At 38.1% G+C, this 21,971-nt stretch carries 16 protein-coding genes; 14 read left to right on the top strand and 2 right to left on the bottom strand.

The annotated features are described in order from the left end of the window. The first annotated feature begins 27 nt into the window (after positions 1–27). The 3 genes from ESZ36_RS19115 to ESZ36_RS19105 all read left to right on the top strand — a co-directional run bounded on the left by ESZ36_RS19115 (position 28) and on the right by ESZ36_RS19105 (position 5,313). Positions 28–2,574 carry a bifunctional aspartate kinase/homoserine dehydrogenase II gene (locus ESZ36_RS19115; protein ID WP_146790835.1) on the top strand — a complete coding sequence of 849 codons (2,547 nt, stop codon included), beginning with the start codon at positions 28–30 and terminating at the stop codon, positions 2,572–2,574. 191 nt (positions 2,575–2,765) lie between these two features. After that, the gene (locus tag ESZ36_RS19110; RefSeq protein WP_146790833.1) at positions 2,766–4,145 is read left to right on the top strand and encodes a hypothetical protein; all 1,380 of its coding nucleotides are present in this window, start codon (positions 2,766–2,768) and stop codon (positions 4,143–4,145) included. Positions 4,146–4,185: 40 nt separating this feature from the next. After that, on the top strand, positions 4,186–5,313 hold the full coding sequence (locus tag ESZ36_RS19105; RefSeq protein ID WP_146790831.1) for an acetyltransferase domain-containing protein: 1,128 nt from the start codon (positions 4,186–4,188) through the stop codon (positions 5,311–5,313). A 69-nt stretch (positions 5,314–5,382) separates the two neighbouring features. Here ESZ36_RS19105 and argE read toward each other — a convergent pair whose 3' ends face one another. Continuing rightward, positions 5,383–6,531, bottom strand: a complete 1,149-nt coding sequence (argE, locus tag ESZ36_RS19100; RefSeq protein ID WP_146790829.1) for an acetylornithine deacetylase — start codon at positions 6,529–6,531, stop codon at positions 5,383–5,385. Between the two features lie 121 nt (positions 6,532–6,652). Between argE and argC the strand changes: the two genes are divergently transcribed. From argC to argA, 6 genes are all read left to right on the top strand, one after another. Beyond that, positions 6,653–7,708 carry an N-acetyl-gamma-glutamyl-phosphate reductase gene (gene argC / locus ESZ36_RS19095; protein ID WP_146790827.1) on the top strand — a complete coding sequence of 352 codons (1,056 nt, stop codon included), beginning with the start codon at positions 6,653–6,655 and terminating at the stop codon, positions 7,706–7,708. 73 nt (positions 7,709–7,781) lie between these two features. After that, on the top strand, positions 7,782–8,564 hold the full coding sequence (gene argB / locus ESZ36_RS19090) for an acetylglutamate kinase (protein WP_146790825.1): 783 nt from the start codon (positions 7,782–7,784) through the stop codon (positions 8,562–8,564). A 52-nt stretch (positions 8,565–8,616) separates the two neighbouring features. Then, positions 8,617–9,558 (top strand): ornithine carbamoyltransferase, encoded by a 942-nt coding sequence (locus tag ESZ36_RS19085; RefSeq protein ID WP_146790823.1) that lies wholly within the window; start codon positions 8,617–8,619, stop codon positions 9,556–9,558. Between the two features lie 79 nt (positions 9,559–9,637). Continuing rightward, entirely contained in the window at positions 9,638–10,894 is a 1,257-nt protein-coding gene (locus ESZ36_RS19080) for an argininosuccinate synthase (RefSeq protein ID WP_146790821.1), read from the top strand. Positions 10,895–10,896: 2 nt separating this feature from the next. Next, a complete protein-coding gene (argH, locus tag ESZ36_RS19075) occupies positions 10,897–12,834 on the top strand; it encodes an argininosuccinate lyase (RefSeq protein WP_146790819.1) in 1,938 nt (645 codons plus the stop codon). A 42-nt stretch (positions 12,835–12,876) separates the two neighbouring features. Further along, positions 12,877–14,187, top strand: a complete 1,311-nt coding sequence (gene argA, locus ESZ36_RS19070; RefSeq protein ID WP_146790817.1) for an amino-acid N-acetyltransferase — start codon at positions 12,877–12,879, stop codon at positions 14,185–14,187. Positions 14,188–14,326: 139 nt separating this feature from the next. Here the strand turns inward: argA and ESZ36_RS19065 are convergent, their stop codons facing one another. Next, on the bottom strand, positions 14,327–16,918 hold the full coding sequence (locus ESZ36_RS19065) for a penicillin-binding protein 1A (protein ID WP_146790815.1): 2,592 nt from the start codon (positions 16,916–16,918) through the stop codon (positions 14,327–14,329). Between the two features lie 127 nt (positions 16,919–17,045). Between ESZ36_RS19065 and ESZ36_RS19060 the strand changes: the two genes are divergently transcribed. Genes ESZ36_RS19060 through ESZ36_RS19040 form a run of 5 tightly spaced genes read left to right on the top strand, consistent with a single transcriptional unit; the run spans position 17,046 to position 21,958 of the window. Continuing rightward, entirely contained in the window at positions 17,046–18,125 is a 1,080-nt protein-coding gene (locus tag ESZ36_RS19060; RefSeq protein WP_146790813.1) for a pilus assembly protein PilM, read from the top strand. Further along, positions 18,113–18,679 (top strand): PilN domain-containing protein, encoded by a 567-nt coding sequence (locus tag ESZ36_RS19055; protein WP_146790811.1) that lies wholly within the window; start codon positions 18,113–18,115, stop codon positions 18,677–18,679. Before ESZ36_RS19060 ends, ESZ36_RS19055 begins: the two co-directional genes overlap by 13 nt. After that, positions 18,679–19,275 (top strand): type IV pilus inner membrane component PilO, encoded by a 597-nt coding sequence (locus ESZ36_RS19050; protein WP_146790809.1) that lies wholly within the window; start codon positions 18,679–18,681, stop codon positions 19,273–19,275. Before ESZ36_RS19055 ends, ESZ36_RS19050 begins: the two co-directional genes overlap by 1 nt. Further along, positions 19,272–19,826: a pilus assembly protein PilP gene (locus ESZ36_RS19045; RefSeq protein WP_146790807.1), complete on the top strand. Its 555-nt coding sequence runs from the start codon at positions 19,272–19,274 to the stop codon at positions 19,824–19,826. The genes ESZ36_RS19050 and ESZ36_RS19045 overlap by 4 nt, the downstream gene beginning before the upstream one ends. An 11-nt stretch (positions 19,827–19,837) precedes the next feature. Next, positions 19,838–21,958, top strand: a complete 2,121-nt coding sequence (locus ESZ36_RS19040; protein ID WP_146790805.1) for a type IV pilus secretin PilQ — start codon at positions 19,838–19,840, stop codon at positions 21,956–21,958. The last annotated feature ends 13 nt before the right edge of the window (positions 21,959–21,971 follow it).

The raw sequence follows: 21,971 nt of genomic DNA, 5'->3' as shown, positions 1-21,971 counted from the left end.
TAACAAACAGATTTAGCAGGCAGAGAGATGAAACAAGAGAATACTATTTTAAATAAGGTCAACGAAAATAAAGCAGTGTCTAGCAGCGAAATTGCAGATAATGACTTTATTACTGAAGTAGCTGCAGAAAATAAATTGGCTAAGCATGCTATTCAAGTACATAAATTTGGTGGTAGTTCATTAGCAACGGCCAAATGTATTAAACGTGCGCTTGAAATTATCCGTGAAAATTGCCAGCTAAACGATATTGTTGTGGTTTCAGCTAATGGTAAAACAACTGACCGTTTATTTGCTCTCTATTCTCTGGTCGAACGAACAATTGTAGAACACACAATACAAAAAAGTGATGAATTAACGCAAGCTATTGATGAGTTAGCGAAAGAGCAAGCGCAACTTATTACTGAATTATTGAATGCTAATAATACCAAGCAATTATTACTTAGGTTGAATAAAGACATTGAGCAATTAACTACTTGGTTAACCGCTGATATTGCTCAGCATCATAATGATGTTTTAGCCTTAGGTGAAGTCTGGTCAGCAAGGTTGTTGTCAGCGTTACTTAATGAGCAAGTTTGCCCAAGTAATAGTATTGATTCTCGTGATTTTCTTGTTATCGATAATGAACACAGTTGCGTAGTTGATACTGCGCTAAGCGCTGCACAATTAAGACAAAGGCGTCAGTTTGGTAAGTTAGCGGTTATTACCGGTTATATTAGTAAAGATTCTCGAGGTAAAAGTTGTACTTTAGGCCGTAACGGTAGTGATTACTCCGCGACTATTATTGCTTCTTTGGTTGCCGCGGGTAATGTTACTTTATGGACAGATGTTGATGGTATTTATAGTGCCGACCCTCGTGTTGTTCCTAGTGCTAGAAAATTACACCGTTTACCCAATGGTGTCGCAAAAGAATTAGGCCGTTTAGGTAATCCTGTTTTACATGCAAAAACTTTATTGCCATTGATCAACCCATTAAGTGAGCATCATACCCATTTGCATGTTGCTAGTAGTTTTGATGCACAAGTGATCGGCACTGAAATTGGCAAGTTTGGTCAGATTGCCAAGCAAGAGTTATCAGTAACTTACCTTAATGATCTACTGTTAGCGCAATCGGTGAGTTTTATAGGAGAAGCTGCGGCTAAGGCGAAAGCTGAATTTTCCCCTATTTGTATAGATAACCAAAAGGGTTTTATGGTTATCACACAAGGACAACAAAAAGCCTTGAGTGATTGGTTGGCGAGTCATGATGTTGAAATTACCTTTAAGCCCGTTGCAATTATCGCAACCGTTGGTCATCGCGTAGCTGAACGTGGTGATATAAGAGCGCGCTTTAAACGCTCATTAAAAGCGGCTAAACCATTAAATTTGGTTGGTAGTGATAATAACCATAGTGTTATCGCTATTTTACCTGAACCTTGTTCAATTGAGCTCTTAAATACAGTGCACCATGAGATGACTAAAGATGCCCGTCATATTGGTTTAGTTGTTGCGGGTATGGGCAATATAGGCGAACGTTTTTTAGAATTATTACCAGCACAGCTTAATAAAGTATACGCGTTAGAGAATTTACATTTAGTTGGTTTGCTTTCATCGAAAAAAGCGTTAATTAACAATGATGGTATTGATGTAACTCAAGCCGCGTCATTGTTCGCCCAAGAAGCTCAAAGTTATGACCATGAACAGCTTATTTCTTGGTTGACTCAAAATCCATACGATGAATTAATTGTTGTAGATATCACGCCTAGTGAAGATTTTAGTTTACTGTATGAACAGATGTTTTCTTTAGGTGTACATGTGATTGGCGCCAATAAGTGGGCTGCTTCAAGCAGTACTGCTCATTATAATAATTTAGTAAATACCGCAGATAGTAATAACAGCTTATGTTTAGGGAACACGACTGTAGGTGCTGGTTTACCAATCAATTATGCTATTGATGACTTACGTCAAAGTGGAGATAGCATCAGCGAGTTATCAGGTATCTTTTCAGGTACGCTTTCTTGGTTATTTGAAACGTATGATGGCAGCTCAAATTTTTCAGAGCTTTTATTAAATGCTTTGGCACAAGGCATTACCGAGCCAGATCCTCGAGAAGATTTATCAGGTAGAGATGTCCAGCGTAAGCTGCTCATTTTAGCGCGTAAAGCGGGTTTTGAATTAGCCTTAGAAGATATTGACTGTCAAAACTTAGTGCCAGAAGCATTACAAGCATTATCAACTAATGATTTTTTAGCCAGAGCAAGTGAGCTGGATGAGTATTTTGCCACAGCGTTATCTGAAGCTAATAGTAAAGGTGCGTGCATTCGCTATGTTGCTCGTTTTCAGCATAATCAAGAAACGGGCGTTAGCGCAAAAGTTAGTTTAGAAGTATTGCCACAAAGTGATGCTTTTGCCAACCTAACGCCTTGTGACAACATTTTTCAAATTAGTAGTCATTGGTACCAAGACAACCCATTGATTATTCGTGGGCCGGGTGCAGGACGAGACGTAACGGCTGGTGGTTTACATTCAGATCTCGTTAAGATTTGTCAGCAACTTGCACACAAACAAAGCCAAGTGAAAATAAAGGGTATTAACTAGGATCTGTGAGTGTCACAGTGCAGACCTTTATTCAATTCATTAGGTATTTGTCCTCAAAAGTAACTGTTATTGTCTTGATTCATAATGTTAATCAAATCATTGTGAATCAAGCTAATAGTCCTTTCTCTAAGTATTGCTTTTAGTAATCATTCCTAGCATGATAGATATTATTTATTCACTCTAGCGGTGCAATGGCTAAAGATACCCCCCATCAAACACATTACACACGACAAATTCATCATTTGTTAGCCAAAGTCTACGGACGAAGTGTGGTTAAAGACTCTTTATTAGATCGTGCCATCGGATATTTTGAACAAGAAGAATTTACCCCTTCAGATGAAAAAAAATCCTCGGAAGAGTCTCATTTAAAGATAATGGAACGTACCGAACGTCATGCTAGTTTACTGTCAATTTCGCGAACAATCATTGAGCTTGCAGAAGGGGATAGTTATGCTGAAAATAACCGAAAATCAGCCCAATTCCTCGGTACTATTCAATTATTAAGTCCTACTGAAGGTAAGCGAGTTGCTACGAGTAATGAGCAGAGTAAAGCGATTTATAAAGCGTTATTATGCTTACGCTTACTTGATCGTTTAATTATTGATGGTCAGATGCGTGAACCATACATAAATAAATTTTTAACCGATATCTCTGCTGAGCAATTTATTGATTTTGCTAATCATGATGCTGAAAAATATCAACGCTTTGTCGAGCAAGTTAAAGTGCCACTTGTTATGGCTGCACTATTACAAGATATTGGTAATTATCACCCAAAAGCGCAAACTATACTGTGCGGCGCTAAGGGAGGATTAGACCCTTTTCGGACCTTAGAAATTAAGCAAAGAAAAGAACTACTGCAAATTAATTATCGTGAAACGATTAAATACTTAATTGAAGGTATTGGGGTTCCGACCTTTGTTGGTAATACTAAGGCAGAGCGAGATCAGTTTCTTATAGATGAAAAAGATAAGCTACTTTTTGTTAAACAGTTACTAAAAAGTAGTGTTAACCCAAAAAATACTATTGGTAATATACTCAAAGTTCCACAAATTTATACCTCTATAATCTTATCCACCAAAGCAAGTTACAACTATAAATTATTACCGAAAGTCTTTCAGGTATTAAATAAAAATGCTGAGCTTGGTGCTTGTGCGCAAAGCGTTGTTGATGCCTTATACAAAATCACCGGTATGTTTCCACAAGGTTTTGGTATTGTTTATATGCCGTTAGGGGAGTTTGGGGACCAAGGAGACTGTTATGAATATGCCATTGTAAATAGGCTTTATCCAAAGAATCTCGAGCAACCTAATTGTCGAATGACCACCCGACAATTAACCTTCATTGGTTATGGCCAAAATAGTGTCATTAAAAATGCTAGCAATTTATATTTTACACAAACGGCAAAGAAACTGGCAGCCTTGAGTAAAGAGCGCTTGAATGAAATATTAGAGTTATTAAGTTCAAACTCGCAAGAGAGACAACAGTTAGATTTATTACCTCGTTGTTGGCATGCTAATGAATTTTTCTCAATCAAGGCCAATCAAAATCTTTGGAATAACATCGAGTCATAGGGCTTCAACTTAACATGAGTTTACATAAGGATATGAAATAATGGCAAATGAAGTAAAAAGTAAGCGTATCGCGGCAATTGATTGGATGCGTGGCTTTGTTATGATCATCATGGTGCTTGATCATGTGTCAATGGCGTATAACAAAGAGCATCTATCGACTGACTCTGCAGCCAGTTATATAATAGGCTCACCACTGCCAGCATTAGAATTCTTTACCCGTTGGATAAGTCATATTTGTGCACCTGTTTTTGTCTTCCTTGCTGGCACCGCTTTAGCAATCAGTGTTGAACGTAAGCTATCTAGAGGGTTCGACAGTAAAGCGATTGATAAAGATATTTTGATTCGTGGTGCTTTTATTGCGCTATTAGATCCAACAATCACTTCATTCTTTTCTGGTAAGCTTATTTTTCAGGTGCTTTATGCCATAGGCGTTGCCATGATGTGTATGGCTTTCTTTCGACGCCTATCAAGTACGCAACTGCTTATTATTGCCATGGCTTGGATCTTAGGTGGTGAGTTAGTGACTGCGCAGTTTTGGTTTGCTGGAGGACAAGAGCAATCAATCATTGTCGCTTTGTTAATAGGTAAATATTCCTCAGCAGACTTAAGTATTTCTTACGCACTTGTGCCTTGGTTATCTGTGATGATTCTAGGCTGGGTTTTTGGTCGGTATATTCTAGATTATGGAGATGGGAAAGTTACCATTAGTCCTGCCAGTTTACTGTTCCGTTTAGGTTTTACCGCGTTAGGCGCTTTTATTGCTATCCGTTACTTTAATGATTACGGAAATATGTTTTTATTAAAAGAAGGTAATAGCTGGCAGCAGTGGTTACATGTAAGCAAGTACCCACCATCGGCGAGTTTTATTATGCTTGAGTTAGGACTTATGGCGGTAATTTTAGCGTTGATGATTAAAGTTGAACAGCGAATAGGTGTACGACCAAATGGCGTTTTGCTTGTTTTTGGGCAAACTTCAATGATGTTTTACTTAGTGCATAGAATCTTCTTAACGGGAACCGCTACCTACGGCGGTTTGAGTGATTTTACTAACCTTACAAATACCTACATTATTAGTGGCGTATTACTGTTACTCCTCTTTCCATTTTGTATATGGTATCGAGCCTTTAAAGTTAAACACCCTGATTCTATTTGGTTGAAATATTTATAAAAAACTAATAAAGCGCAGTTATAGAACTATCATGACTGCGCTTTATTGGAATGTACTTTACCGAGATGACTATAAACAGTAATGTTGTATCATTTTTGTGAGCAGCTTCTCAGTTTTATCAATTTCACTATGCGCTAAAAACTCATTAGGTTGGTGTGCTTGATCGATAGAGCCAGGGCCGAGTACTATGGTTTGACAACCGAGTTGCTGAATATACGGTGCTTCTGTGGCGTAATTAACGGCACAACAACTATGACCACTAATCTCTTGTGCAATATCAATCAGTGTACTAGGTTTCTTTTGCTCAAAGCTGGGTGAACTTGGATGCATTTCTGCAAAACTAATTCTACCGGGGTAAAGTTCTGCCAGTGGTTTTAGTGCCTCGCTCAACCAATTAATCAACTCATCATCACTCATGCCTGGCAGTGAACGTAAATCAATATCTAAATGGCAATGCCCGCAAATTCTATTGGCATTATCACCACCAGAGATAGCGCCTAAATTCAAAGTAGGTGCTGGAACATCAAATGCTTGATTTTGATAATTGAGCTGAAATTTTTCTTTTAGTTCTATTAACTGACCAATTACCTTATGCATAATCTCTATGGCATTCACACCTAGATTTGGTTTACTTGAATGGCCGGATTTTCCTTCGACACTAATACGGTGTGACATGTGACCTTTATGCATAACAACAGGCACTAAATTAGTTGGTTCACCAATAATGGCAACATCAGGTTTTATCGCTTGGCTTTTAGCAAAAAATCTTGCGCCAGCCATGGTTGTTTCTTCATCTGCAGTGGCAAGAATGTATAAAGGTTTTTTAAGTTGATCCGCGTTTAAGTTTTTACAAACTTGTAAAATAAAAGCAAAGAAACCTTTCATATCACAGGTACCTAAACCAAAAAATTTATCGTCTTGATTAACGACAGTATGAGGATTAGATTGCCAGCGATTTTCATCAAAGGGGACTGTGTCACTGTGGCCTGCCAGTAACAAACCACCTTCACCGCTACCTAATTTTGCTAGTAGATTAAACTTATTACTGGTATCAGGTACTACTTGAATTTCAATGTTGAAACCGAGTTGTTCAAACCAAGTTGCTAATAGTTGTATTACTTCTTTATTGCCTTGATCCCAGCTCGGTTGAGTGGAGCTGATCGAAGGGCAAGCGATTAACTGGCTTAAACTTTGACTGAAATTAGGCAGGTGTGTCATATAGAACCTATAAATTGAATATTTACTTAAATACTTATGCTGATTAGTTGCATAAATACCCATGTAGTGTTACTTTATATTACTAGTGTAAATAACATGCTTTCATAAGGCTACTTCAAAAATGACAAAGGCTATATTAGATTCGAATAACAGTGTACAAAAAGTGGCAATTATAGGCGCGAGTGGCTATGCCGGCGCAGAGCTTGTAGGCTTATTATGTAAACACAGCCAAGCACAAATTTGTCATTTAGTTGTCTCTGAAAATAGTAGTTCAGAAGGAAAGTTATTTAGTGAATTACACGGCCGATTCCAAGGGATTTGTGATTTACCATTAGAAGCATTTTCAGCCGCTTGGTTTGATGAATACGCGGCGAAATTGGATGTGGTATTTTTTGCCACTCCTCATGAATTTAGTGCCGATTGGGCGCAAGCGTTTGTCAAAGCAGGTGTTAAAGTGTTCGACCTTTCAGGTGGTTTTAGGTTAAAAGACGCTGAAGATTACCCAAAATATTATGGCTTTGAGCACGCTAATATCGAGGCATTATCTTCGGCTAAGTATGGCTTAGCTGAATGGCAACACGATGATATTGCCAATACAAATTTAGTCGCTGTCCCTGGTTGTTATCCCACGGCAAGTTTGCTTTGTTTAAAACCGCTTACCAGTAACAATTTAGTGTTAGAAAATTCATTGGTTGTGGTTAATGGTATAAGTGGAGTGAGTGGTGCAGGTAGAAATGCATCATTAGCGACTAACTTTAATGAAGTGAGTTTAAAAGCGTATAACGTATTACAGCATAGACATCAGCCAGAAATATCACAAGAAGCCGCTATAGATGTTATTTTCAATCCGCATTTAGCGCCTTACAAAAGAGGGCTTTTAGCAACAGTCACTTTACAACTTAAGGCCGGGATTACTAATGCGCAAGTAGAGCAAGCTTTCCAACAGGCATATAGTGATAAGCCTTTAGTAAGATTAGTTGCCAGTTGGCCAGAAATAGGCAATGTTGCTCATACACCATTTGCTGATGTGCACTGGCAGTTTGATGAAGAAAAGCAGGTTGTGGTGGCGAGTTGTGCCATAGATAACTTACTAAAAGGCGCCGCTTCACAAGCAGTGCAATGTTTTAATATTTCACTTGGCTTGGCCAGTGAATACTCATTAATCAGCACTTGTTAATAAATACCTATTAATAAATACTCATTAACCAAAACATAGAAAATTAGCGATAACACCGAGTTAAGGAATAGTAATGAATAGTCCAGTATTGAAGCCATTAGTCATTAAAATTGGCGGCGCCATTCTTGAAAAAGAATCAGCGCTTAATGCCTTACTAAGCGTAATTTCACAGCTGAAAAATAAACAAGTGGTTTTGGTTCATGGTGGTGGTTGTGTCGTTGATGAAATGTTGGCTCAAGCTGGATTTACTACCGAGAAGAAACACGGTTTACGTGTAACGCCAAAAGAGCAAATAGGCTTGATAAGTGGTGCTCTTGCTGGCACGGTTAATAAAGCTATTGTTGGCACAGCTAATAGTATGGATTTAGCTGCGGTAGGTTTATCGTTAAATGATGGTGATATGATCAGTTGTACGCTATCTACTCAAGACCTAGGTCAAGTGGGAGTTCCACAAACTAATAACAGTAAATTATTAGACTGTTTATTAAAAGCCAAATTTCTACCTGTAATTTCTTCAATTGGTGCGCTAGAAAATGGTGATTTAGTCAATGTTAATGCTGACGATGCTGCTGTTGCTATTTGTCAGTTACTCAATGCTGAACTCTTGTTACTAACTGATGTGAATGGCGTTAAAGATGCAGATGGTGAGTATTTATCGTCACTTAATGCTGAACAAGCGGAAAAGCTAATTGAGCAAGGTGTTATTGCTGGTGGTATGACAGCGAAAGTAAATGCTGCCTTGCACGCGGCACAACAATTACGACGAAGTATCGCGGTTGCCAGCTGGCAATCGCCAGAGCAAATTACCCTGTTACTTGATGGTCATGGTGTTGGTACACAAATCCAACCTAACTAATTACAGCCTTTATCATCAAAGCGTTTTAAAGGAATATTGAGAGAAAATACTTATGTCGACAAATATAGCATTACAACAATTAAATAATTTTTTGGCTGATGATCAGCTAAATAAAAGTGAATTATTAGCGTTAATCGAATTAGCGATTAACATTAAGCAAAACCCTGCGGATTATAGTCAAGTATTGGCTGGTAAGTCAGTAGCTATGATCTTTGAAAAACCGTCTTTAAGAACTCATGTTAGTTTTGACATGGGCATAAGTAAATTAGGCGGTCATGCACTATACTTGGGCCAGCAAAATGGCAAGTTAGGTGAACGTGAGCGCGTTAGTGATTATGCAAAAAACTTATCTTGTTTTGCTGATGCTATTGTTGCTCGGGTATTTAGTCATGATTCAATTCAAGGTTTAGCTGAACATGCTAGCGTACCGGTAATTAATGCTTTGTGCGACGTATATCATCCTTGTCAGGCGCTTGCTGACTTTGTTACTTTATCAGAGAGCTACCCTGATTTAAGCCAAGTAAAATTAGCGTATGTGGGAGATGGTAATAATGTTTCCAATTCATTAATGATTATGGCAGCAATTTTAGGTGTAGATTTCACTTTAATTAGCCCTGAAGGTCATGAAGCACAAGCTGACATTGTTGAAAAAACAAAACAACTTGCGCAAGAATCAGGGAGTCAGTTGACTCTTACTAATGATATTGACGCCATTGGTAAACAAGATGTAATTTATACCGACACTTGGATTTCTATGGGGGATGAAGATAGTAGTAAGAAGGCTGAAATATTAGCTAAATTTGCACCCTATCAAGTAAATCATGATCTGATGGAAAAAGCGCAAGCGACCATGGTGTTACACTGCCAACCAGCGCATTTGGAAGAAGAAATAACCACGGAGTTATTTGATAGTGAATTATCAAAAGTATTCCAACAAGCAGAAAATAGAATGTGGGCACAAAATGCCGTACTTGTTGCGTTATTCCAGAAGTAGATTAACAACAAGTAGAAAAAACACCGAATCAAAGTAAGAAATTAACTAAACAAATTTAAGATATTTAAGAGAGAAGAACATGGCTTTAGCAAAGAAAACAATTAAAAAAGTAGTATTGGCATATTCAGGTGGATTAGATACTTCAGCTATCATTCCATGGTTAAAAGAAAATTACGACGGTTGTGAAGTTATCGCATTTTGTGCTGATGTAGGCCAAGGTGATGAAGAACTTGAGGGCGTTAAAGAAAAAGCCATCGCATCTGGTGCCTCAGAATGTTACGTAGTAGATCTGAAAGAAGAATACGTAAAAGAATATATCTACCCAATTCTGAAAACAGGTTCAGTTTACGAAGGTCAATATTTGTTAGGTACGTCAATGGCACGCCCTATCATTGCTAAAGCACACATAGAAGTTGCGCTTAAAGTTGGTGCTGATGCAGTCTGTCATGGTTGTACTGGTAAGGGCAACGACCAAGTACGTTTTGAATCTTGTTTTGCAGCCTTAGCACCTGAGCTTACTGTTATTGCACCATGGCGCGAATGGGACATGGTTTCTCGTGAAGACTTACTTGATTATTTGGCAGAGCGTAATATTCCTTGTGCTGCATCATTAACTAAAATCTATAGCCGTGATGCAAATGCTTGGCATATATCTCATGAAGGTGGGGAATTAGAAGACCCATGGTGTGAGCCATCTAAAGAAGTATGGACTATGACGGTTGATCCAATGGATGCGCCAGATGTGCCAGAAAAAATACAATTAAGCTTTAAAGAAGGTGAATTGGTTGCCATTGATGGGAAAGATTTTTCTCAACATGGTGCGGGTGCCTATGAAGCCTTAATGTACCTTAACGAAAAAGGTGCTGCACACGGTGTCGGCAGAATTGATATTGTAGAAAACCGTTTAGTCGGTATGAAATCTCGTGGTTGTTATGAAACACCAGGTGGTACTATTTTAATGGCCGCATACAAAGGCTTAGAAACACTTATTCTAGATAAAGAATCACTTAAATATCGTGAATCTGTAGGACTTGAATTCTCTCATGTTATCTATGACGGACGTTGGTTTACGCCACTTGCTAAAGCACAGCTAGCCTCTGCTGCATCGTTTGCTGAAAAGTTAACAGGTGATGTTGTTGTTAAATTATACAAAGGTATGGCACAAGTGATTCAACGTCGCTCACCAAACAGTTTGTATTCTGAAGCGTTTGCTACTTTTGGTGCTGATGATGTTTACGACCAAAAACATGCAGAAGGTTTTATTCGTTTATTCAGTTTATCAAGCAGAATTACTGCGCTTTCTCAAAAAGATGCTCTAAAAGATAAGGCGAAATAACAATGGCTTTATGGGGCGGAAGATTTAAAGAAAAGGCGAGTTTACAATTTAAGAAGTTTAATGATTCGTTGCCGGTAGATTACCGTATGGCCGTGCAAGATATCGTTGGCTCAATCGCTTGGGCGCAGGCTATTCATGAAGTAGGTGTAATAAACGATGGCGAATTAGTCCGTTTAACGGCAGCATTAGAAGAGTTAAAAGCGTCTGTAGAAGAAAATCCTAAGCAAATTTTGTTATCTGATGCGGAAGACATTCATAGCTGGGTAGAAATTCAATTAATTGAAAAAACCGGTGATTTAGGTAAGAAGCTTCATACGGGTCGCAGTCGTAACGACCAAGTAGCAACTGATTTAAAGCTTTGGTGTAAAGAAACGGGTGGCGAATTAGTCTTTGCCCTAGTGAATTTACAACAAGCAATGATGAATTTAGCTGAACGTGAAAAAGATACTGTATTACCAGGTTATACCCATTTACAAAGAGCACAACCGATTACTTTTGGTCATTGGTGTTTAGCCTATGTAGAAATGTTTAACCGTGATATTGGCCGTCTAAAAGATGCCCTTTACCGTTTAGATGTTTCGCCATTAGGCTCTGGTGCCTTAGCGGGCACAGCGTATCCTATTGATAGAAAAGCATTAGCTAACCGTTTAGGTTTTAGAACCGCAACAATGAATAGCCTTGATGCTGTTTCTGATAGAGATCACGTTATTGAGTTATTGGCTTCAGCCAGTATTTCAATGATGCATTTATCACGTTTTGCAGAAGATTTAATTTTCTACAACTCAGGTGAAGCTGGTTTTGTAGAAATGAGTGACTTAGTTAGTTCTGGTTCATCATTGATGCCGCAAAAGAAAAACCCGGATGCTTGTGAATTAATTCGTGGAAAAGCAGGGCGTGTTTTCGGCTCATTAACGGGCATGTTAACTACAATGAAAGCTTTGGCGCTTGCGTATAATAAAGATATGCAAGAAGACAAAGAAGGTTTATTCGACGCGCTTGATACTTGGCAAGAGTGTATGGAAATGGCGGTTTTAGTTGCAGATGGTTTGAAAGTAAACCGTTCACGTACACTAGCGGCCGCTCAACAAGGTTATGCCAATGCGACTGAGCTTGCTGATTATTTAGTGGGTAAAGATATTCCGTTCCGTGAAGCCCATCATATTGTTGGTGAAGTAGTATTAGCTGCTATCGATAAAGGTGTACCTTTAGAAGATTTAACCATAAGCCAACTGCAAGAGTTTAGTGATAAAATTGAGCAAGATGTTTATCAACATCTTTCAATTGAATCGACGCTTAATAAGCGTGAAGCGCTTGGTGGAACATCACGATCGCAAGTTAAAAAAGCACTGGCGACTACGCAGTCTGGCAATGAAGCGATTTTAAATGAGCAAGTGGTTGGTGCGCCAGGCAAACAAAGAATTGAAGGTGCACTTAAGCAAGTAAAACAACGCTTAAATGCACAACGCGCTGCAGCTATGTCTGTTCGTCGAGCCAGAATGTCTGATGTAGATAGTATTCATCAATTGACTAATTTCTGGGCTGATAAAGGTGAAATTTTACCACGGACTCGTGACAATATAATTCATGATATTCAGAATTTCGTCGTCGCTGAACTTGACGGTAATGTTGTTGGCACCGCATCGCTTTACATTTACCAAACAGGTCTAGCAGAGATACTCTCTGTCGTTGTGCAAGATGATGCTCAAAAGCAAGGCCAAGGTGAGGCGCTTGTTCAGTATTTGTTAGAATTTGCTAATCAAATGGAATTAGAACAAATCATCGTTTTAACTTATATTCCACAGTACTTTGAACAGCTTGGTTTTAACGTAATTGATAAGAACTCGCTTGCAGATAATATCATTGAAGACAGTGAACCAAGCCCGCATAAAGATCCTGCTGATGAAGTAGCGATGGAATATATTGTTGGTCAAAGTAAGTAGTCTTTACAGAAAATAGCGAAGTTATATTAAAGAATGGAAAACATGAATAATAGCGAGCAAAATTACGTTAAATGGTTTAGAAATGCGGCGCCCTATATTAATGCCCATCGTGGAAAAACGGTGGTACTTATGTTTGGTGGTGAAGCAGTTACGCATCCAAATTTTGCTAATATTATTCATGATATTTCATTATTACGTAGTTTAGGTGTGAAGTTAGTGGTGGTGCATGGCGCAAGGCCACAGATTGTAGATCGCATGCAGCAACGAGAGCTTGAGGAAAACGTTGTAAACAATATTCGAGTCACTGATGCGCAAACATTAGTGGCTGTAAAAGATGCTACCGGCTCTTTGCGTCTTCATATTGAAGCATTGCTCTCTACTGGTGTGGTTAATTCACCTATGCACGGCTCGCAAATTCGAGTCAGTACGGGAAATTTTGTCATTGCAAAACCTATGGGTGTTCGTAATGGTATTGATTATAAGTATACTGGTAGCGTAAGAAGAATAGATTCAGATGGCATTAATATGCAGCTGGATTATGGCTCAATTGTTTTACTTTCACCAATAGGTTACTCGCCAACAGGCGAAGTTTTTAACTTAGCTTTAGAAGATGTAGCCACACAAACAGCTATCTCACTCAAAGCAGATAAGCTGATTGCATTCACCGAAGATGAAGGGCTTATTGATAAGTCTGGAAAGTTAATTCGTAGCTGTAGTGTTCGCACGGTAAAAACTTTGCTTGATGAAAAAGACTGCCATGTTCGTCAGTTATTACTTCGCTCAATCATTCAAAGCGGCGAAAACGGTGTAGAGCGTTGTCATTGCGTTAGCTATCAAAGTGATACTGCATTGTTACAAGAGCTATTTACCCGTGATGGTGCAGGTACTTTGATTGCCAAAGATCATAAGGAATTGATTGCTACTGCGACTATTGATGATGTTGCTGGAATTTTAGAACTGATTCAACCGCTTGAGGAGGAGGGGGTTTTAGTGAAGCGCTCTCGCGAGTTACTCGAGATGGAAATAGAATATTTTACAGTGCTTAAAAAAGAAGAAGTAATCATCGCTTGCGCTGCTTTATATCCATACCCTGAAGCAAAAATGGCTGAAGTTGCTTGTGTTGTCATTGACCCTGATTACCGTAAAGGAAATCGAGGCGAAAGAATTATCAATGCATTAGAGTTGAGTGCAAAAAAGAAAGGCTTAACGTCGCTATTTTTATTGACCACAGTCAGCGGGCATTGGTTTCTAGAACAAGGCTTTATTGAGGCCTCACTTGAAAGGTTACCTGAAGGGAAGAAACAGATGTATAACTTTCAACGTAATTCGAAAGTCTTTATCAAAGATATATAAGTAATTTTTATAACATTGATTTTTAGTTGGATATCAAATCTGTATTAAGGCTATATTTAAAGCAGCTAATGTAAATCACTAGCTGCTTTTTTGTTCTTCTAATTTGAGAAATAACTAATGTTTCAAAGTTAAAGTCTGGTTAAAACAGTTCTTCTTCCTCTTCTTTTTGTTGACCACCAGATAATATTTCACTGCTATTGTCTTCAGTAACATATTCAGTCGGTACCTTCCCTAGACGGAAGTATTCAAATTGGCTGGTTTTATCGGTCTTGGTGGTTAATTTTCCTGTCGTCTTATCAATACGGACAGATACAATATCCACTGGGGGCTGAAAAGCTTCTTGCTCAGAATCAGCAAGAGCGATGCGCATAAAGTCAATCCATGCCGGTTGTGCTGACTTCGCACCAAATTCTTTACCCGTTGTTTGGTTTTTTCCTAAGTTATTATTATAAACTGATTGGCCTAAAATATGGCGAGGATCATCAAAACCTATCCATGAGGTGGTGACTATATTTCGGCTAAATCCAGAAAACCAAGCATCTTTTGCTTCGTTAGTCGTACCGGTTTTACCTGCGATATCACGGCGCTTAAGTGTTCTAGCTCGCCAACCAGTACCTTGCCAGCCATGTTTGGCAGACCAATCTGCACCCCAAATAGCACTATTAAGCGCTTGAGTAATTAAAAAAGCATTTTGAGGACTGATGATTCGAGCTGCTTGCTTGATCTGAACAGTTTGATCGTCCTCAGATTGCTTAGGAATCAGTGCATCTTCAATTATTATATCGTGATCTGGAATATTATTACTTAATACATCCAGCTGTTGGTCAGTATCATCTAATTCATCAGTTTGAATACATGGATCACAAGCTAGCACGGGGGTAGATTGATAAATAATTTCGCCCTCACTGTTCTCAATACGATCAATTAGATAAGGTTCAACTAAAAATCCACCATTAGCGAAGGCAGAGAAGCCTGTAGCTACCTCTAACGGTGTTAATGAGGCAGAGCCCAGTGCTAACGTCTCATTACGTGGCAAATCGGCAGCACTAAAGCCAAAGGCGGTTAAGTGTTTGATGGTATTGGTAACGCCAATACTTTTTAATAATCGTACAGCAATTACATTTTTTGATTGTGCTAATGCTAATCTAACTCTCAATAGACCCACATATTTTTCTGGAGAGTTCCTAGGACGCCATACAACTCCTGAGCTTTTATCCCACTGATTTATCGGGGCATCATTCACTAATGAAGCTAGGGTGAATCCATGTTCGAGCGCTGCAGAATAAATAAAGGGTTTGATATTTGACCCCACTTGACGCTTAGCTTGAGTAACACGATTAAATTGACTCTGTTTGAAACTAAAGCCGCCAACGGCCGCTTTAATTGCACCATCATTTGGAGATAAAGACACTATGGCAGCACTAGCGGTTGGAAGCTGTCCTAGGCGATAATTATTATCAGTCATTTTACTAACTAAGATAACATCACCGAATTTAAGGATATCTTTTGCAGTTTTGGGTGGTCTACCTTGTTTTTGGTCGTTAATATAAGGACGTGCCCAAGCTAACCCTTGCCACTTAATTGTTGCAGTCACTTCATTACGCAATTGAATACTGACCGACTTTTCTTCAACGGCAAGCACTATCGCTGGTTCAAGCATTTGATAATAAGTAGCGTCTGATAAGGCCTTAGTTAGCTCTTCTTGTAATAATGGGACTACCTGTATTTCAGAAGTTTTGTCCCGAGATATTGGTGGAGGTCTAAGTGAAGATAGAGGTCCACGATATCCATGACGTTGGTCATAATTCAATAAATTATTTACCAGAGCTTGTTCTGCAGCGGTTTGTAGTTTTGAGGTTACAGTAGTAAATACTTTGTAGCCTTCTGTATATGCTTTATCTTTTCCGTAACGCTTAAGTACTTCATTATGAGCCATTTCAGCAACGTAGGGAGCATTTAATTCAATTTCAGCACCATGTCTTTTTCCAGTGATAGGTGCATTTTTAGCTGTTTGATATTGTAAGTCAGAGATGTAACCACTAACTAACATACGTTGTAGAACTACAGCACGGCGAGCTTTCGCTCGTTTGGGTGAGCGAATAGGGTTTAACGTTGAGGGAGCCTTAGGAAGCCCAGCGAGTACGGCAATTTGGGCAAGATTAAGCTCGTGAATTTCTTTACCGTAATAAACTTGAGCTGCGGCACCAAAGCCAAATGACCTATGACCCAATTCAATTTTATTAATGTATAGCATTAATATTTCATCTTTACTCAGTAAATTTTCAATGTGAAATGATAAAAATATTTCACGAATTTTACGTGTGTAAGTTACCTCACGAGTTAGGAAAAAATTACGTGCTACTTGCATAGTAATCGTACTAGCGCCGCCTTTATCTTGACCCATTAGTTTACCAAGCACAGCACGACCCATGCCGATTGGATCAACACCAAAATGCAAATAAAATCGATCGTCTTCTGTTGCTAATAAGGCATCAATCAGTTGTTGAGGAACTTGCTCTAATGTTAATGGGGTACGTTTCTTTTCACCAAACTGTGAAATTAACAAACCATCTTGACTATAAACTTGCAATGGCGTTTGCCAATGCAAGTCTTTTAATGAGTCAACACTAGGTAATTCTGAACGCATTGAAAGATATAAACTATAAACAGCAATTGAGACTAAAATTAACAGTATCAAGCTGACTTTTAATAAATTTTTGATTGACAACACAGCAAAAGACCAATTGGTGGATAAAAATGTAAGATAGTACTAGTATATCGTGTAAAAGCATGTAATAAATGTATTTATACGTATTATGCGTCTAAAATAATTACAAAAATAAAAATTGCAGGTCTTTATGCTAGACAAACTATGGAAAAAGAAAAATTCTATGATGGTTGGGATCGATATTGGTTCTCATTCAGCAAAGGCAGTACTCTTAGGTCAGGGAGATGAAGGTTTTGTAATTGAAGATTTTGCTATTGAGCCAATGCCTCGAGGTTCAGTTGTTGATCGTGAGATACAAGATATTGAAGCCGTTGGTGCTGTTATCGCTAAACTTAGAAAAAAGATTTCTGCGAAAGCGACCGATGCAGCCGCTGCAGTATCAGGGCAAACAGTTATCACTAAATTGATTTATATGGACGTTGCTTTGACAGAGGATGAACTCGCAAGCCAAATTGAAATTGAAGCTGATAGCCTCATTCCATTTCCGCTTGATGAAGTTAGTTTAGACTTTGAAACCCTTGATGTTAATGAATCGGATCCTAGCAAAGTAAATGTATTGCTTAGCGCTGCTCGAACGGAGTCTATTGAAGCGCGCGTTGCAGCATTAGATGCTGGAGATTTTCATGCCAAAGTCATTGATGTTGAATCTTATGCGGTTGGCCGAGCTTATGATTTATGTTTAACGCAGCTTCCCGATGACGCGAAAGATAAAGTCGTAGCGATTGTCGACATTGGCTCAACAGTTACACTTTTCTCAGCAACTGATGCAGGTAAACACATTTATAGTCGAGATCAAATGTTTGGCGGGGAACAATACACTCGTTCTATTGTATCTTATTACAATAAATCCTTTGAGCAAGCTGAAGAATCAAAAACCTCTAACGACTTACCCCCAAACTATACTTTTGAAGTATTAGCACCTTTTCATACTGTATTAATGCAGCAAATACGTCGTGCTATTCAGATGTTTTTAACTACTAGTGGACAAAAGAAAGTTGACTACTTATTAATTTCTGGCGGCACAGCGGCGTTAGAAGGCATTGAAAGCTTGCTTACAGAAGAATTAGGAATACATACCGTTATTGCTAACCCATTCAATGATATGTCATATGGTGAATCTATTGAGCAAGATGAACTTGCTAATGTTGCACCTCAATTAATGGTGGCAACAGGTTTAGCCTTAAGGAGTTTTACCCCATGGCACATATAAACCTACTCCCTTGGCGCGCAGCAGCACTGAAGGCCCAACAAAAAGAATACTTTACCATTTTAGCTGCGGTTGGCTTACTTACTTTAGCTTTGGTTTTAGCTATTAATTTTTATTATCAAGCTCATATTGATGGTCAAAATAGTAAAAATCAATATTTGAAAAATGAAATAGCGCAACTTGATATTCAAATAAATGAGATAAAAACCTTAAACGCGAAAAAATTGGCGTTACAAAAACGAATTAATGTTGTTGAACAATTACAACGTAGTCGAAATGTAGGTACACAAGTACTTGATGAAATAGCAAAAATCATCCCTAATGGTATTTATATAATTGAGCTAGAAAAACAAGGTAATACTTTACAGCTGACTGGAAAGAGTGAATCGAACAACCATTTAGCTAATATGATTCGTGCGGTTGAATTATCTGATTTATTTGTTGATGCAACCCCAGAGTCTATTACTGCTGATGATGGCTCTCCTAAACTACTTAGTAGTTTTAAAATGAAAGTGAAAATTAAAGGCTTAGATGATGCTAATAAAGGGAGCAAATAATGAAGTTTGATGCATCCCAATTCGACAATCTAGAACTTGAAAATATAGGTCAATGGCCAGCAGCCGCAAAATTGATTTTAGCTGTTTTTCTAGCGATCGTGATCGGGTTTTTAGGTTATATGGGCTTAATTAGTGATCAAATGAAACAACTTGATCGTGTCTTCTATGAAGAAACAACATTAAAAGAGTCTTACCGTGCTAAATACCATGTTGCAGCTAATTTAGATTTATTTCGAGCTCAAATGGTTGAGGCCGAAGATACTTTTGCTAATCAATTACGTAGTTTACCAAATAGTCATGAGATTCCAGGCTTATTGGATGATATTACTTTTGTTGGTACCACGAGTGGTCTTGATTTTGTAAAATTAGAGTGGCAACCAGAAATCAGTAAAGAAATTTATATTGAATTACCGATTGATATTGAAGTAATAGGACCATATCACTCATTTGGTCAGTTTGTGAGTAAAATTGCAGGCTTACCTAGAATTGTGACCTTACATGACTTTAAGATAAGCATTTCACAAAGTGATAGTGAAATCTTGAATTTAAAGTTACAAGCTAAAACATACCGTTATCAAGAGGAGGCAGCCAAATGACAAATTTTCAACAAATATCGACAAAAATAATTCTCAGTCTCACGGCGCTGACTTTGGTATCGGGGTGTTTTGACGATACTTCAGAAATTAAAACTCACATGGCGCAAGTTAAGGCAACAACGACCAATTACATTGATCCTATGCCAGAGGTTAATCCTTTTAATCACATTGCTTATTCTGCCGATGACTTGCGTAGCCCATTTGTGTTACCTAGGCCTGAAGCTATTCAGCAAAAAATGCAGCAAATGGCAGGATGCTTAAGTCCCGATACTAATCGTCGTAAGCAACCGTTAGAAAAGTATGCCTTAAGTGATTTAACTATGCGCGGTACTTTGGGTGATGCAACTATGTTATGGGCTTTATTAGAAGCATCAGATTTAAGTCTGCATCGAGTTGCTCTAGGGAATTATCTTGGTTTATATAATGGTCGAATTACACAGGTGAGTGCAAAAACAGTGAAAATAATTGAATTAGCTCCAGATGGTGCAGGGTGTTGGCTAGAGCGTGAAGCTACATTAAATATCGTACAATCTGAAGAGTCAAATAAGTAAAGGAATTAATAATGCTATTTAATCGAATGAAAAATTATAAAGGCTTTACTGCTATAAAAGAACTCTGGCTTTTAAACCTATTTTTATTGTCTATATTTACGCTATCGTTTTCAGTAAGTGCTGCTAACAATGATGTTTCTATAAATAATAATGAATTGATTGGTATCTCATATAACACCATTCAAAATGATCAAATTGTAGTTGTTTTTAGTTTTACAGAAAATATCACTTCACTACCTGTAGTTAAAACATCGATGACTCCTGCTTTTGTAGAAGTGACTTTTGATGCAAACAGTTTTGGTAAAGAACTAAAAGATACTTTAATTAACTATGCTGGTGTAAAAGGAATCAATTTAGATGCTAAAACGGGTAAAGTTGTAGCATTAATTAGTCTAGAAAAACTGGCTGTTTTTGATGTCTCATTGAATAATGAAAAAGAATTTTCTATTACTTTTAACTATGGTCAATCAGCTGACGTTGTTGAAACATTAAGCCCAGCAGGCGATGATTTTATTAATTATATAGAGTCAATCGATTTTAGATTAAATGGTGATAATGAAGGGCAAATATTAGTTTACCTAAAAGACAGCATGCTAGCTGCTGATGTAAATGATAAATTAGGTAAATTAAATGTCGAATTTCATAACACTGAAATTATTGACGATTTACTTTATAAGTTAGATGTTACTGACTTTGGGACACTCGTTACGAGTATTGAAACTTTTAAAGAAGGGCGAAACGCTCGCTTGGTTATTGAAGTTGAGAGTGGCTTTATTTTTACTCAAAAACAAGAAGAAAATTTATTCATATTAACGGTAAAGAAAAAGCCTGAAAAAGCCCCTACCTACTTAGGAGACACTGATGACTTTAATGGTCGTAGTATTTCATTAAGCTTTCAAGATATTCCTGTTCGTACTGTTTTACAAATAATTGCAGATTATAATGAATTTAATTTAATTATCAGCGATACCGTTACAGGTAATATTACGCTTCGTTTGGATGGCGTACCTTGGGATCAGGCACTAAGTATTATCTTAAAAGTGAAGGGTCTAGATAAGCGTATGCAAGGTAATATTTTAATGGTCGCACCGAGTGATGAACTTGCTGCTCGAGAAGCACAAAGCTTGCAAGCAAAGCAACAAGTTGAAGAGTTGGCCACTTTATACTCTGAATATCTACAGATTAATTATGCAAAAGCAAGTGAATTTTCAGAACTTATTAAAAATGAAGATACTAGCATTTTATCTGCTCGCGGCAGTGTGTCAGTAGATGAACGTACGAATACACTATTAATACGCGATACAGCTAAGAGTATTGAAGATATTAAGCGAATGATTACTATTCTTGATGTACCAGTTCGACAAGTGGTTATTGAAGCTCGCATGGTAACTGTTAAAGACAATATGAATGAGGAGTTAGGTATTCGTTGGGGTGTTACTAACACGGACGGTGAATTTTCAACTTCAGGTAGTATCGAGGGTGCTAGTAGTGCCAACGGTACAAGAGGAGTAACTACTCCAGGAGTGGGGCAAGTTCCTTCTGTGGGTGATGGACTAAATGTGAACCTTCCTGTTGCTAATGCCGCAGGAACAATTGCTTTTCAGGTTGCTCGTTTAGCCAATGGTACCATTCTAGACTTAGAACTCTCTGCACTTGAAAAAGAAAATAAAGGTGAAGTTATTGCTAGTCCACGTATAACTACAGCTAACCAAAAGGAAGCTTACATAGAACAAGGTGTTGAGATTCCATATCAAGAAGCGGCCTCAAGCGGTGCAACAGCAACTCAATTCAAAAAAGCAGTATTGAGTTTAACGGTAACACCACACATTACCCCGGATGATAAAATCATCTTAGATTTAGTAGTGACACAAGATACTATATCGGATATTAGCAGTGGTCTTGCACCGGCGATTGATACTCAGCGAATTGGAACTCAGGTTTTAGTTAATAACGGAGAAACTATCGTACTAGGTGGTATTTATCAGCAGGCAATTATCAGCACAGTCTCTAAAATTCCAATCTTAGGTGATATTCCTTACCTTGGTTGGTTGTTTAGAAATTCAAGTCAGCTAAATGAGAAAAAAGAATTGTTGATCTTCGTTACACCACGAATTGTAACTGAACACTTTTAGTCTTTATTCATAG

The sequence above is a fragment of the Colwellia demingiae genome, assembly GCF_007954275.1.
GTDB lineage: Bacteria > Pseudomonadota > Gammaproteobacteria > Enterobacterales > Alteromonadaceae > Colwellia > Colwellia demingiae.
This window is presented reverse-complemented; position numbering and strand designations above follow the sequence as displayed.

Excerpts from the sequence above, each read along its gene's own strand:
- ESZ36_RS19040 (WP_146790805.1), top strand. The coding sequence starts at position 19,838 with ATGCTATTTAATCGAATGAAAAATTATAAAGGCTTTACTGCTATAAAA.
- ESZ36_RS19055 (WP_146790811.1), top strand. The coding sequence starts at position 18,113 with ATGGCACATATAAACCTACTCCCTTGGCGCGCAGCAGCACTGAAGGCC.
- argC (WP_146790827.1), top strand. The coding sequence starts at position 6,653 with ATGACAAAGGCTATATTAGATTCGAATAACAGTGTACAAAAAGTGGCA.
- ESZ36_RS19110 (WP_146790833.1), top strand. The coding sequence starts at position 2,766 with ATGGCTAAAGATACCCCCCATCAAACACATTACACACGACAAATTCAT.
- ESZ36_RS19050 (WP_146790809.1), top strand. The coding sequence starts at position 18,679 with ATGAAGTTTGATGCATCCCAATTCGACAATCTAGAACTTGAAAATATA.
- ESZ36_RS19045 (WP_146790807.1), top strand. The coding sequence starts at position 19,272 with ATGACAAATTTTCAACAAATATCGACAAAAATAATTCTCAGTCTCACG.
- argE (WP_146790829.1), bottom strand. The coding sequence starts at position 6,531 with ATGACACACCTGCCTAATTTCAGTCAAAGTTTAAGCCAGTTAATCGCT.
- ESZ36_RS19105 (WP_146790831.1), top strand. The coding sequence starts at position 4,186 with ATGGCAAATGAAGTAAAAAGTAAGCGTATCGCGGCAATTGATTGGATG.
- ESZ36_RS19060 (WP_146790813.1), top strand. The coding sequence starts at position 17,046 with ATGCTAGACAAACTATGGAAAAAGAAAAATTCTATGATGGTTGGGATC.
- ESZ36_RS19085 (WP_146790823.1), top strand. The coding sequence starts at position 8,617 with ATGTCGACAAATATAGCATTACAACAATTAAATAATTTTTTGGCTGAT.
- argA (WP_146790817.1), top strand. The coding sequence starts at position 12,877 with ATGAATAATAGCGAGCAAAATTACGTTAAATGGTTTAGAAATGCGGCG.
- ESZ36_RS19115 (WP_146790835.1), top strand. The coding sequence starts at position 28 with ATGAAACAAGAGAATACTATTTTAAATAAGGTCAACGAAAATAAAGCA.
- ESZ36_RS19080 (WP_146790821.1), top strand. The coding sequence starts at position 9,638 with ATGGCTTTAGCAAAGAAAACAATTAAAAAAGTAGTATTGGCATATTCA.
- argH (WP_146790819.1), top strand. The coding sequence starts at position 10,897 with ATGGCTTTATGGGGCGGAAGATTTAAAGAAAAGGCGAGTTTACAATTT.
- argB (WP_146790825.1), top strand. The coding sequence starts at position 7,782 with ATGAATAGTCCAGTATTGAAGCCATTAGTCATTAAAATTGGCGGCGCC.